Raw genomic sequence first — 11,861 nt, 5'->3', positions numbered from 1 at the left:
GCCGGGTTCTGTCTACCGGAGCGCCTCACCCCCTGAGCAGGGTTGCGACGCACTCGACGTGGTGGGTCATCGGGAACGCGTCGAACGCGCGCAGACCCGCGAGGGCGTAGCCGTGCTCCCCCAACGCCGCGACGTCGCGGGCCAGGGCGGCCGGGTCGCAGGCCACGAGCACGATCCGCGCCGCGCCCTGCTCGCCCAGCTCGCCGGCGAGGTGGCGTCCCAGGCCCTTGCGCGGCGGGTCGGCGACGATCACCGCGGGCGGGCCGGGGAGGCCGCCCATGACCTTCTCGACGCGACCCCGCACGACCTGGACGGCGGGCAGGTCGGCGAGGCACTCCCCCGCCGCCCGGGTGGCCGCCGGGTCGCTCTCGACGAGCACCACGCGGCCGGTGGGTCCGACGCGCTCGGCCAGTGGGGCGGCGATGAGCCCGGCGCCGCCGTAGAGGTCCCAGGCGCAGGCGCCCTCGGCCAGCTCGCCCGCGCCCTCCAGCACGGCGTCGACCACGGCGTCCGCGGCGTGCGGGTGGACCTGCCAGAACGCCTCGGCGGGGAGGTCGAAGGAGCGGCCGGCGGCGCGCTCGTGGGCGGTCCCGCTGCCGATCTCGGGGTGCCGGACGCCCTCGAACAGCTCGGCGGCGTGCACCTCGCCGTGGTCGTCGCGGACGACCTCGACCTCGGCGGTGGGGGTCCACGTGCGCTCCAGGACGGGCAGCAGCGCGCCGGGCACGGCGATCGGGCAGTCGCCCACCGGCAGGACCTCGTGGCTGCGGTGCGCCCGCAGGCCCGGGCGCCCGTCGTCGGTGACCGCCATCCGCATCCGGGTGCGCCAGCCCACGTAGCCGCCGGGCAGCTCCTCGACGGTGACGTCGCGCTCGATCCCGGCCAGGCGGGCGAGCTGCTCGGTGATCACCGCGGCCTTGAGCGCCCGCTGTGCGGCCGGCGTGGCGTGCTGCCAGTCGCAGCCCCCGCAGCCGCCGGGCCCCGCCCACGGGCAGGGCGGCGCGACGCGGTCGGGCGAGGCGGTGAGCACGCCGACGGCGTCGGCGCGGCAGAAGGACCCGCCGCCGTCCTCGGTGACCACCGCCCGCACCCGCTCGCCGGGCAGGGCGTGGCGCACGAACACGACCCGGCCCTCGGAGCGGGCCACGCAGTGCCCGCCGTGGGCGACGGGGCCGACGTCGACCTCGAGGAGCCGGTCCGTCCAGTCGAGGGTCTCGTGCGGGGCCGTCATCGCGGCCGCGCCGGGGTGCGCGACGTCGGCGCGGGCGCCGCGGCGGGGTTGGGCGGCGGGGCCGGGGCGGCCGAGCTCGGGGCACCGGGCGGCGCCTCGTAGCCACGGCGCGCCGAGCCCGGGGCGCCGGGCGGGCGGCGCATGGCGGCCCGCTTCGAGGACTCCAGCTGCCACGGCACGCTGACCACCATCACCCCCGGCTGGAACAGCAGCCGGCCCTTGAGGCGCAGGGCGCTCTGGTTGTGCAGGAGCTGCTCCCACCAGCGGCCGAGCACGTACTCGGGGATGAAGACGGTGACCACGTCCCGGGGGTTGTCGGTCCGGATCCGCTTGACGTACTGCAGGATCGGCTTGGTGATCTCACGGTAGGGCGACTCGACGACCTTGAGCGGCACCGGGAGGTCGCGCTTCTCCCACTCGGCCACCAGCGCGCGGGTGTCGCCGTCGTCGACGTTGACCGTCAGCGCCTCGAGGACGTCCGGACGGGTCGCGCGGGCGTAGGCCACGGCACGCAGCGTGGGCATGTGCAGCCGGGAGACGAGCACGACCGCGTGGTTGCGGCTGGGCAGCGTGCTGCTCATGACCTCCGGGGCCGCGATCTCGGCGCTGATCCGGTCGTAGTGGCGCCGGATCGACAGCATCATGAGGAACGCCAGGCCCCCGGCGAGGATCGCGATCCAGGCGCCCACCAGGAACTTGGTGACCAGCACCACGAGCAGCACCGTGCCGGTCATGGCCGTGCCGAAGCCGCTGATCCACCGCGAGCGCCGCAGGCGGGCCTGCTCGCCGGCGTCGGGCTCGGTGCGCAACAGGCGTGACCAGTGCCGCACCATCCCGGTCTGGCTCAGCGTGAACGAGACGAACACGCCGACGGTGTAGAGCGGGATCAGCGCGGTGACCTCGGCCCCGAAGCCGATGACCAGCACGATCGCGAAGAACGACAGGAACACGATCCCGTTGGAGAACGCGAGCCGGTCGCCGCGGGTGTGCAGCTGGCGGGGCAGGTAGCGGTCCTGGGCCAGGATCGAGCCGAGCACCGGGAAGCCGTTGAAGGCCGTGTTGGCGGCGAGCACGAGGATCAGGGCGGTCGAGATCGTCAGCGCCCAGAAGCCGGGCGGGAAGCCGTCGAACACCGTGCGGGCGAGCTGCGCGATCAGCGTCTCCTGCCGGTACCCGGGCGGGGCGCCGACGAGCTGCTCGGCGGGCCGCTCGGCCATCACGACGCCCGACGCGCGGGCCAGCGCGATCATCCCGGAGAACAGGAACACGGCGATGAGCCCGAGCAGCGCCAGCGTCGAGGCCGCGTTGCGGGACTTCGGCTTGCGGAACGCCGGCACCCCGTTGCTGATGGCCTCGACGCCGGTGAGCGCCGCGCAGCCCTGGGTGAACGAGCGGAGCACGAGGAAGATCAGCGCGAACTGCGACAGGTCGTCGGTGGAGTCGCCGCCGCCCTCGGGCAGGAGCCCGAACCCGGCGCTGGGGGCGACGAGGGCGTCGCCGGTGGCCAGCCGGATCAGGCCCACGACGATCATGCCGACCGCGCAGACGATGAAGCAGTAGACGGGGACGGCGAAGGTGATGCCCGACTCGCGCACCCCGCGGAGGTTGATCGCCGTGAGCAGCAGGATCGCCGCGACGGCGAAGAGCACCTTGTGGTCGCCGACCAGCGGCACGAGCGCACCGAGGTTGTCCGCCGCCGAGGAGACCGACACGGCGACGGTGAGCGTGTAGTCGACGAGCAGCGCGCTGGCCACCGTGAGGCCGGCGTACTTGCCGAGGTTGACGGTCGCGATCTCGTAGTCGCCGCCGCCCGAGGGATAGGCGTGCACGTTCTGGCGGTAGCTGACGATCACCGTGCCCAGCACGACGATGACGGCGACGCCCACCCACGGGGACAGCGCGTAGGCGCCGAGCCCCGCCAGCGACAGGGTGATCAGCACCTCCTGCGGGGCGTACGCCACCGACGACAGGGCGTCCGAGGCGAACACGGGCAGGGCGATGCGCTTGCGCATCAGGGTGCCTTGCAGCTCGTCACTGCGGAACGGCAGACCGAGCACGAGGCGCTTGGTCGCCGTGGCGAGCTTGGGCACGACACGAAGCGTAGGCCCTGCACGCCGGAGCGGAGCGCGGTCAGGTCCCGCGGGCGCTACGGTGCCCACCGCTTGCCGAGAGCCGAGGAGGCGTGGTGCACATCGTCGTGATGGGCTGCGGGCGCGTGGGGTCCTCCCTCGCCCTGGCCCTCGAGCGGCTCGGCCACGACGTGGCCGTGGTCGACCGCGACCCGCAGGCGTTCCGCCGCCTCGGCAGCGACTTCCACGGCCAGGAGGTCGTGGGCACCGGGTTCGACCGCGAGGTGCTCACCGCCGCGGGCATCCACCGCGCCGAGGCGTTCGCCGCCGTGTCCTCCGGTGACAACTCCAACATCATCGCCGCGCGCGTCGCCCGCGAGACCTTCGGCGTCTCCCACGTCGTCGCCCGCATCTACGACGCCAAGCGCGCCGCGGTCTACGAGCGGCTCGGCATCCCCACCGTGGCCACGGTGCCGTGGACCACCGACCGCTTCCTGCGGATGCTGCTGCCCGACGGCGTGGCCACCGCCTGGCGCGACCCCTCGGGCACGGTCGCGATCATGCAGGTGCACTTCCACGAGGACTGGGCGGGCCGCCCCGTCACCGAGCTCGAGGAGGCCACCGGCAGCCGGGTGGCGTTCATCGTGCGGTTCGGCACGGGCCTGCTGACCACGCCCGACACGGTGCTGCAGGCCGAGGACGTCGTGTACACGGCCGCCGTGAGCGGCACGGTCGCCGCGGTCACGGCCGCCGCGGCCGCCTCGCCGGAGAAGGAGTAGCCCCGATGCGCGTGACCGTGGCCGGGGCCGGGGCGGTGGGCCGCTCGATCGCCGCCGAGCTCGTCGAGGCCGACCACGAGGTGATGCTCATCGAGCGCGACCTCGCCCAGGTCGAGCCCGAGGCCGTGCCGCAGGCCGAGTGGGTGCACGCCGACGCCTGCGAGCTCGCCTCGCTCGAGGAGGCGCGCGTGCAGGGCTGTGACGTGGTCATCGCCGCCACCGGCGACGACAAGGTCAACCTCGTGGTCTCGCTGCTGGCCAAGACCGAGTTCGCCGTGCGCCGCGTCGTCGCCCGCGTCAACGACCCGCGCAACGAGTGGCTCTTCACCGACGCGTGGGGCGTCGACGTGGCCGTGTCCACCCCGCGCATGCTCGCCGCGATGGTCGAGGAGGCCGTCACCGTCGGCGACCTCGTGCGCCTGCTGACGCTGCGCCAGGGCACCGCGAACCTCGTCGAGGTCACGCTGCCCGCCAACACCCCGCTCGCGGGCCGGGCCGTGCGCGACGTGCCCCTGCCGCGCGAGGCGGCGCTGGTGGCGATCCTGCGCGGCGGGCGGGTCATCGTCCCGCAGGCCGACGACCCCCTCGAGCCCGGCGACGAGCTGATGTTCGTCGCGGGCGAGGACGTCGAGGAGGAGATCCAGCGCGTCCTCAAGGGCGACCCGGACTGACCGTCACGCCGCGCGCCGCCGGCGGGGCACCGGGGCCGCCTCCTGGCGGCTGCGCCGGATGGCCCACACGGTGACCGCGGCGGCGAGGGCGGCCAGCGGCACGCCCATCGCGATGCGGACCCAGCCCAGCCAGGTGTCGGCGTACTGGGAGTCGTAGAGCCAGCGCTGCACCACGAACCGCGCGCCGAACACGAGCACCCAGGCCAGGGACGCCAGGTCGTAGGCGCGCACCACGCGCCGGTCGCGGCGCCAGTCCTGGCCCTCGCCGTTGACCAGGTGCCAGATCACCCCGACCAGCGGGCGCCGGACGAGCACCGAGAGCAGGAAGACCCCTCCGTAGACGAGGCTCGTCCAGATCCCGAGCAGGAAGAAGCCCTTGGCCTCGCCCGTGCGCCAGGCCACGAAGGCGCAGACCGCGACGCCCAGCAGCCCAGAGAGCGCCGGCTGCACCGCCTCGCCGCGCACGAGCCGCCAGCCCGCCACGGCCAGGGCGGAGGCGACCGCCGCGATGATCGAGATCACCAGGTTGCCGGCGATGGCCTGGGCGACCACGAACACGATCACCGGCACGCCCGACGCGATGATCCCCGACACGCCGCCCATCTGCTCCAGCAGCGTGGGGGTGCGGGGCTCCTCGGGCTCGTCCTCGGTCCCGTCCTCGGCCTCGTCGACGTCGTCGAGCTCGTCCTCGTCGTCGACCTCGTCCGCGGGCTCTGCCCCGCGCCGGTGCGGGGCGAACCGCTCGGTGGGCGGGTCGGCGCGGGCGATCTCGACCGGGCCGGTCGGGGGGTCGTCCGGCTCGCCGTGCCGGGCGCGGCGGCCCGCGGGCGGCGGTGTTGCGGAGCGCGTCTCGGGTCGGATGGCGGACTCCTGACGGGACGGCGGGCGGGGCCGCGACGGCCGGCGGCCGGTGCCCGCCACGGTACGACCCGGCCCGCGGCGGGGATCCGCCGGTGACCGGGCCGCGGGGTCAGTGCGCCCGCTGCAGCTCGTAGTACGGGTTGTAGATCACCTTGCGGCCGTCGCGGACGGCGACGCGCCCGCTGGCCCGCACGGTGCGTCCCGGCTCGATGCCCGGGATCCGGCGCCGGCCGAGCCACACGAGGGTGACGCCGTCGGTGCCGTCGAAGAGCTCGGCCTCGAGCGTGGCCACCGAGCCCCGCGGACAGATCTCCACCGACCGCAGGCGGCCCTTGACCGTGACGGCCTCGCCGGTGGCGGAGTCGCACGCCCGGTCGCAGCCCGAGCGGGCGGCCTCGGCGGACAGGTCGTCGGCGTCGAGGTCGCCGACGTCGGAGGTGAGGCGACGGACCATGCGACGCAGGAACCCGGTCTCGGCACTCATCGTTCGCTCCCGTACCCACTCCGCGGAGGGCACCCCGAACGGGCACCCTCGGCCGCGGACACCTGAAGGGTAAACGAGTTGCGCCCCGCCGGTATGCCCCGTCGCGAGTCCGTCAGCTGCGTCCCGGCGACGTCCCGGCCCCGGCGCGCTGGGGCAGCATCATCGGGATCACGGGACCCTCGGGCTTGGTGATCTGGCGGGGCTTGGTCGGCATCGACTCGACCAGCGAGTCGGCGAACTCGTCGGGCACGTCGTCGGGCACCACCAGGGGCAGCAGCGAGCGCACCGGCAGCGGGTCCGAGGAGCGCGACACGACCGTGCCGCGGATCATCTCGCGCAGCAGCCCGTGCAGCTTGAGCGCGTGCTGGACCTGGCCGGTGCCGACCCCGCGCAGCATCCAGCGGGGTCCCTCGACGCCGATGACGCGGGCGACGGTGTTGCCGTTGCGCGCCACCAGCTCGCGGCCCCACTCGCCGCGGTCGCGCCGGATCGTGGCGCCCTCGGAGGCGAGCTGGGCGGCGAGCTCCTCGACCAGCTCGGTCCAGAGCCCGCCGGTGCGGGGCGCGGCGAAGGCGCTGACGGTCAGCCGGCCCTCGGGGACCAGCGCGTGCACCGCGCGCAGCGGGCCCGACGGGTCCGGCTCGGCCTTGAGGCGGGCGCCGCGCGGGACCGGCAGCTGCACCGACCCGAGGTCGAGGCGCAGCCGGCCGTCGCGGGGCGCGTCGTCGGCGTCCCACGGGCCCTGGCGCTGGTGGTGCCGGCGCCCCGCGGGGTCGGCGGCCACCGACACCTGCGTGACGCGACCGGTGCGGCGGTGTCGTCCGCCATTGGGCTCCGGGCTCACCGGGGTCCTCCTTCGCTGGGGTCGGGGGACACGGTCGGCGCGACCCCCGTCGAGCCGAAGCCGCCCGCACCCCGGGCCGAGGGGGCGTGGGCGGCGAGGGCCTCGAGGTCGGCGACGCCGTCGAGGACGTGGAACACGGTCTCCTCGACCCGCTGCACCACGAGCTGGGCGACGCGGTCGCCCCGGCGGACCGTCACCGGCCGGACCGGGTCGTGGTTGATCAGGCAGACCATGACCTCGCCGCGGTAGCCGGCGTCGACGGTGCCGGGCGCGTTGAGCAGGCCGAGGCCCTCGCGGGCCGCGAGGCCCGAGCGCGGGACGACGAAGGCCGCGTAGCCCTCGGGGAGGACCAGCGCCACGCCGGTGCCCACCAGGGCCCGCTCGCCGGGGGCGAGGGTGACGTCACGGGCGGCCGCGAGGTCGGCGCCGGCGTCGCCGGGACGCGCCCGGGCGGGCACCGGCAGCCCGGGGTCGAGGCGGACGAGGTCGACCTGCAGCACGGCGGGCGAGACTACTCTGGGTGTCGTGAGCACCTCGCCACCCTCACCGGGATCCGACGCGGGCCCTGTTCCGGGGGCTCCGGCATCGGCGCACGCGGAGCGTCTCGCGGTGCCGTGGTGGTGGTGGCCGCCGGCCGCGCTGGTGGCCGTACTGCTCGCCGCCGAGCTGCACATGGGGTACCCGGGTGTGCGCTCGTGGCTGCCGTACGTGCTGCTGCTGCCGCTGGCCGCGGCCGTGCTGCTGTGGCTGGGCCGGGTGCGCGTCGGTGTCGCGCCGGGTGCCGACGGCGCGCGGGAGCTGCGCGCCGGTGAGGCGCACCTCCCGGTGTCGTGCATCGGGCGCATCGACGTCGTGCGCGGCGAGGCCAAGCGCCAGGCGCTGGGCCCGCAGCTCGACCCCGAGGCGTTCGTCCTGCACCGGCCCTGGGTGGGGCCGGTCGTCCGGATCGAGGTCGTCGACCCGGACGACCCCACTCCCTACTGGGTCGTCTCCACCCGTCGTCCGGAGGACCTGGTCGCCTCACTCCGATAGTCACCTGGGTGACCATCGGAGCGCGACGGCGCCGGGTAGGTCAGTGCGACGAAGGAGCGCTGACCTACCCAAGCCTTGGAGCGACCGTTAAGCGGCGCAGTCGCGGCAGATGAACATCCCGCCGCGCTGGTCCGCCAAGCGGCTCCGGTGGTGCACCAGGAAGCAGCTGCCGCACGTGAACTCGTCAGCCTGCTTCGGCAGTACGCGGACCGTCAGTTCCTCGCCGGAGAGGTCGGCCCCGGGGAGCTCGAAGCTCTCGGCGGTGTCGGTCTCGTCGACGTCGACGGCGGCGGACTGCGCTTCGTTGCGCCGGGCCTTGAGCTCCTCGAGGGAGTCCTCGCCCATCTCGTCGGTCTCGTTGCGGCGCGGGGCGTCGTAGTCGGTCGCCATGCGGTTTCCCACCCTCGGTCTTGCCCGGTTCCTGCCGGTTCCCATCTCTGTCGTGCGGCAGCACAACGCGGGACGGCGACCGTTTGTGCCTGACCGGGAAAGTGACCCGGATCTCACAAGGGGGTCTCCCCCGGCACGGACGATGCAGACGTCCGCGCGGCTGCGGAGCGGCGGGAGGGTAACCCACTCCAGGGGCGCGGGACAGCCACCCCACGCCCACTACCCTGTGTCCGGACCCGCGGCGGCGGGTCCGTGGCGGGAGGGGCGTCTGTGGTCGGCACGTCGGGCGGCACCGGCAGGACGGGTACGTCGCGGGTCAGGGAGGTCTACCGCCGGCGCAACCTCGTGCCCGCCACGGTGCTGATCGCCGTGCTCGCCGTGGCCAGCATCGTCACGTGGACCGTGGTGTTCACCAACTCCACCGCCGACTCGGTCACGTCCTGCAACGCCTCCCCCGTCGCCGGCGCCGGGACCGCGCAGTCGACCGACGCGCTCGACGACCAGGCCGCCGCCGCGCCCGGCGAGGTGCGGGTGCACGTCCTCAACGGCGCGGGCCAGCGCGGCCAGGCGCAGCTGGCGGCGGCCGAGCTGGGCGAGCTGGGCATCGCCGAGGCGGCGCCGCCCGACAACGACCCGCTCTACCCCGCGCAGGACCTCTCCTGCGTCGGCCAGATCCGCTACGGCCCGACGGGCGCCGCGGCGGCCCGGACGGTGAGCCTCGTGCTGCCGTGCGCCGAACTGGTGGCCGACCAGCGCGCCGGCGCCGAGGTCGACCTGGCACTCGGCGACGACTTCCGCGACATCGCCCCGCCCCAGCCCGTCACGGACGCCCTGCGCGCCCTGGCCCGCCAGACGGCCACCGACGGCTCGGGCACGCCGGCCCCGGTGCCCGACGCCCAGACGCTGACCCAGCTGCGCGCCGTCGACTGCAGCACCTAGATCTCGCCCGCGCCCTCACCCACCAGCAGCGCCGTCAGCGCCGGCGCCAGGGCGGGCGGGGCGACGAGGGTCGCGGTGGCACCCAGACCGTCGGGGTCGGCGCCGGGCAGGCGGACCACGGCGCCGGCCTCCTCGGCGATGAGCCCGCCCGCGGCGACGTCCCACGCCTGCAGGCCGTGCTCCCAGAACCCGTCGAGCCAGCCCGCGGCGACCGCGCAGAGGTCGAGCGACGCGCACCCGAGGCGCCGCACGTCCCCGACGCGCGCCGCGATCCGCGCCAGCACGGCGGCCTGGCGGCCCCGGCGCGCGGGGTCGTAGTTCAGGCCGGTGCCGACCACGGCCAGGGCGAGGTCGTCGAGCGCCGAGACCCGCAGCGGCACCCCGTCGCGGTGCGCCCCGTGGCCCCGCGCGGCGCGCCACACCCGGCCCGACACGGGCTCGACGACCGCGCCGGCGACGGTCCGGCCGTCCACCTCGGCGGCCACCGAGACCGAGAACCAGGGCAGTCCGTGCAGGTAGTTGACGGTGCCGTCGATGGGGTCGACCACCCAGCGGACCTGCCCGGGCGCCGGCGTGCCCCGGGTGCCGCCCTCCTCGCCGAGCACGAGGTCGTCGGGCCGGGCCGCGGCGAGGCGCTCGCGCACGAGGGCCTCGCAGGCGTGGTCGCCCTCGGTGACGACGTCGGTCGCCGAACTCTTGGTGTCCAGCCGCTCGGCGTGCACGGCCCGCTCGCGCACCTCCAGGGCGAGGGCGGCGGTCTCGCGGGCGACCGCCTCGGCGAGGTCAGCGAGGTCGCGTGGGCGGTCCGTCGTGCGGTCCATCCCGGCATCCGACCACAGCTCGGAATCGATCCCGTTACCCCCTTGCGGCCCCTCCCTCACCTGCCCGCGGCCGTGAGGTGCGACGGACCGTGCTCGCGCTCGTTACAATGGACGGGAGCCGAGGCGGTACACCCGGGATGACCGGGACCTTCGCGTGCCACTTTCCGGGGTGGCTCCGCGGCGGTCCGGCCCTGTCGTCCCCGGCAACCGTGCAGCCGTACGTCACGAAAGGTCGTCTGTGGCAGCCGCAAAGTCCGCAACCCAGCGCCGCGTCACCGACGCCGCCGACACCGACGCGACCGCCGCCGGCGGCCCGGTCGGTGTGGTGACCGCCTCGCCCGAGGCGACCGAGGCGCCGGCCCCTGCGAAGAAGGCCGCCACCCGCTCGGCCAAGGGCACGAAGAAGGCCGCCCCCGCGAAGGGCGCCAAGGGCAAGGCCGCCACCAAGGGTGAGGCCCCCGAGGGTGGCGAGGAGGTCGAGGCCGCCGACGGTCCCGAGGGCGCCGACCTCGAGGGCCTCGACGGCCCCGAGCTCGAGGCCGCGGGCACCGAGGAGCTCTCCGAGGAGGTCGTGGTCCTCGGCGCCGAGGTGGTCGAGGCCACCGAGGTCGAGACCGAGGAGCCCACCGAGGAGGACAAGAAGTCGGGCGACTTCGTCTGGGACGAGGAGGAGTCCGAGGCGCTGCGCCAGGCGCGCAAGGACGCCGAGCTCACCGCCTCGGCCGACTCGGTCCGCGCCTACCTCAAGCAGATCGGCAAGGTGGCGCTGCTCAACGCCGAGGAGGAGGTCGAGCTCGCCAAGCGCATCGAGGCCGGGCTCTACGCCTCCGAGCGGCTGCGCAAGGTCGCCGAGGCCGGGCAGGACCTCGCGACGCAGATGCGGCGCGACCTCCGCTGGATCGTCCGCGACGGCGAGCGCGCCAAGTCCCACCTGCTCGAGGCGAACCTCCGCCTCGTCGTCTCGCTGGCCAAGCGCTACACCGGCCGCGGCATGGCGTTCCTGGACCTCATCCAGGAGGGCAACCTCGGCCTGATCCGTGCGGTCGAGAAGTTCGACTACACCAAGGGCTACAAGTTCTCGACCTACGCGACGTGGTGGATCCGCCAGGCCATCACCCGCGCGATGGCCGACCAGGCGCGCACCATCCGCATCCCGGTGCACATGGTCGAGGTCATCAACAAGCTCGGCCGCATCCAGCGCGAGCTGCTCCAGGACCTGGGCCGCGAGCCCACGCCCGAGGAGCTCGCCAAGGAGATGGACATCACCCCGGACAAGGTGCTGGAGATCCAGCAGTACGCCCGGGAGCCCATCAGCCTCGACCAGACGATCGGCGACGAGGGCGACTCCCAGCTCGGTGACTTCATCGAGGACTCCGAGGCGGTCGTGGCCGTCGACGCCGTCTCGTTCACGCTGCTGCAGGACCAGCTGCAGTCGGTGCTGGCGACGCTGTCCGAGCGCGAGGCCGGCGTGGTCCGCCTGCGCTTCGGCCTCACCGACGGCCAGCCGCGCACCCTCGACGAGATCGGCCAGGTCTACGGCGTGACGCGCGAGCGCATCCGCCAGATCGAGTCGAAGACGATGTCGAAGCTGCGCCACCCCTCGCGCTCCCAGGTCCTGCGCGACTACCTGGACTAGAGCCCGGCAAGACGAGAAGCCCCCGAGCTGCGGCTCGGGGGCCTTCGTCGTCTCGGGACCCGTGTCCTCGGGACACGTGTTCGAGGGTCTCCGAGGTCCGCCCT

Annotated in this window: 13 protein-coding genes; 5 read left to right on the top strand and 8 right to left on the bottom strand. The window is 74.8% G+C overall.

Features of this window, described 5'->3' with window-relative positions:
- Nucleotides 1–25: 25 nt before the first annotated feature.
- Entirely contained in the window at nucleotides 26–1,231 is a 1,206-nt protein-coding gene (locus ACQPX6_RS11515; RefSeq protein ID WP_433787431.1) for a class I SAM-dependent RNA methyltransferase, read from the bottom strand.
- Nucleotides 1,228–3,321: an APC family permease gene (locus ACQPX6_RS11510; protein ID WP_433787430.1), complete on the bottom strand. Its 2,094-nt coding sequence runs from the start codon at nucleotides 3,319–3,321 to the stop codon at nucleotides 1,228–1,230. Before ACQPX6_RS11510 ends, ACQPX6_RS11515 begins: the two co-directional genes overlap by 4 nt.
- A gap of 95 nt (nucleotides 3,322–3,416) precedes the next feature.
- Between ACQPX6_RS11510 and ACQPX6_RS11505 the strand changes: the two genes are divergently transcribed.
- Both ACQPX6_RS11505 and ACQPX6_RS11500 read left to right on the top strand, forming a co-directional pair.
- Nucleotides 3,417–4,079, top strand: coding sequence for a potassium channel family protein (locus tag ACQPX6_RS11505; RefSeq protein WP_433787429.1), 663 nt, complete (start codon nucleotides 3,417–3,419; stop codon nucleotides 4,077–4,079).
- A 5-nt stretch (nucleotides 4,080–4,084) separates the two neighbouring features.
- Nucleotides 4,085–4,750, top strand: a complete 666-nt coding sequence (locus ACQPX6_RS11500) for a potassium channel family protein (RefSeq protein WP_433787428.1) — start codon at nucleotides 4,085–4,087, stop codon at nucleotides 4,748–4,750.
- A 3-nt stretch (nucleotides 4,751–4,753) separates the two neighbouring features.
- On the opposite strand, the gene ACQPX6_RS11495 is transcribed toward ACQPX6_RS11500, so the two are convergent.
- From ACQPX6_RS11495 to dut, 4 genes are all read right to left on the bottom strand, one after another.
- On the bottom strand, nucleotides 4,754–5,671 hold the full coding sequence (locus tag ACQPX6_RS11495) for a DUF3159 domain-containing protein (protein WP_433787427.1): 918 nt from the start codon (nucleotides 5,669–5,671) through the stop codon (nucleotides 4,754–4,756).
- 49 nt (nucleotides 5,672–5,720) lie between these two features.
- The gene (locus tag ACQPX6_RS11490; protein ID WP_433787426.1) at nucleotides 5,721–6,095 is read right to left on the bottom strand and encodes an OB-fold nucleic acid binding domain-containing protein; all 375 of its coding nucleotides are present in this window, start codon (nucleotides 6,093–6,095) and stop codon (nucleotides 5,721–5,723) included.
- A gap of 112 nt (nucleotides 6,096–6,207) precedes the next feature.
- Nucleotides 6,208–6,939 carry a DUF3710 domain-containing protein gene (locus ACQPX6_RS11485; protein WP_433787425.1) on the bottom strand — a complete coding sequence of 244 codons (732 nt, stop codon included), beginning with the start codon at nucleotides 6,937–6,939 and terminating at the stop codon, nucleotides 6,208–6,210.
- Complete coding sequence (dut, locus tag ACQPX6_RS11480; protein WP_433787424.1) at nucleotides 6,936–7,472, bottom strand: dUTP diphosphatase; 537 nt, start codon at nucleotides 7,470–7,472, stop codon at nucleotides 6,936–6,938. Before dut ends, ACQPX6_RS11485 begins: the two co-directional genes overlap by 4 nt.
- 76 nt (nucleotides 7,473–7,548) lie before the next feature.
- Here dut and ACQPX6_RS11475 point away from each other — a divergent pair, with 76 nt between their 5' ends.
- Nucleotides 7,549–7,971, top strand: a complete 423-nt coding sequence (locus ACQPX6_RS11475) for a DUF3093 domain-containing protein (RefSeq protein ID WP_433787423.1) — start codon at nucleotides 7,549–7,551, stop codon at nucleotides 7,969–7,971.
- Between the two features lie 87 nt (nucleotides 7,972–8,058).
- Here ACQPX6_RS11475 and ACQPX6_RS11470 read toward each other — a convergent pair whose 3' ends face one another.
- Complete coding sequence (locus tag ACQPX6_RS11470; RefSeq protein WP_116706156.1) at nucleotides 8,059–8,361, bottom strand: DUF4193 domain-containing protein; 303 nt, start codon at nucleotides 8,359–8,361, stop codon at nucleotides 8,059–8,061.
- 270 nt (nucleotides 8,362–8,631) lie between these two features.
- Here ACQPX6_RS11470 and cei point away from each other — a divergent pair, with 270 nt between their 5' ends.
- Nucleotides 8,632–9,300, top strand: a complete 669-nt coding sequence (cei, locus tag ACQPX6_RS11465; RefSeq protein WP_433787422.1) for an envelope integrity protein Cei — start codon at nucleotides 8,632–8,634, stop codon at nucleotides 9,298–9,300.
- On the opposite strand, the gene ACQPX6_RS11460 is transcribed toward cei, so the two are convergent.
- Nucleotides 9,297–10,121 carry an inositol monophosphatase family protein gene (locus ACQPX6_RS11460; RefSeq protein WP_433787421.1) on the bottom strand — a complete coding sequence of 275 codons (825 nt, stop codon included), beginning with the start codon at nucleotides 10,119–10,121 and terminating at the stop codon, nucleotides 9,297–9,299. The two genes, cei and ACQPX6_RS11460, sit on opposite strands and share 4 nt — an antisense overlap.
- 238 nt (nucleotides 10,122–10,359) lie before the next feature.
- Between ACQPX6_RS11460 and ACQPX6_RS11455 the strand changes: the two genes are divergently transcribed.
- Nucleotides 10,360–11,757: an RNA polymerase sigma factor gene (locus ACQPX6_RS11455; protein WP_433787420.1), complete on the top strand. Its 1,398-nt coding sequence runs from the start codon at nucleotides 10,360–10,362 to the stop codon at nucleotides 11,755–11,757.
- Nucleotides 11,758–11,861 lie beyond the last annotated feature (104 nt).

Source organism: Actinomycetospora sp. CA-101289 (assembly GCF_050955895.1).
Classification (GTDB): Bacteria; Actinomycetota; Actinomycetes; order Mycobacteriales; family Pseudonocardiaceae; genus Actinomycetospora.
This window is presented reverse-complemented; position numbering and strand designations above follow the sequence as displayed.

Excerpts from the sequence above, each read along its gene's own strand:
- ACQPX6_RS11460 (WP_433787421.1), bottom strand. The coding sequence starts at position 10,121 with ATGGACCGCACGACGGACCGCCCACGCGACCTCGCTGACCTCGCCGAG.
- ACQPX6_RS11470 (WP_116706156.1), bottom strand. The coding sequence starts at position 8,361 with ATGGCGACCGACTACGACGCCCCGCGCCGCAACGAGACCGACGAGATG.
- ACQPX6_RS11490 (WP_433787426.1), bottom strand. The coding sequence starts at position 6,095 with ATGAGTGCCGAGACCGGGTTCCTGCGTCGCATGGTCCGTCGCCTCACC.
- ACQPX6_RS11515 (WP_433787431.1), bottom strand. The coding sequence starts at position 1,231 with ATGACGGCCCCGCACGAGACCCTCGACTGGACGGACCGGCTCCTCGAG.
- ACQPX6_RS11500 (WP_433787428.1), top strand. The coding sequence starts at position 4,085 with ATGCGCGTGACCGTGGCCGGGGCCGGGGCGGTGGGCCGCTCGATCGCC.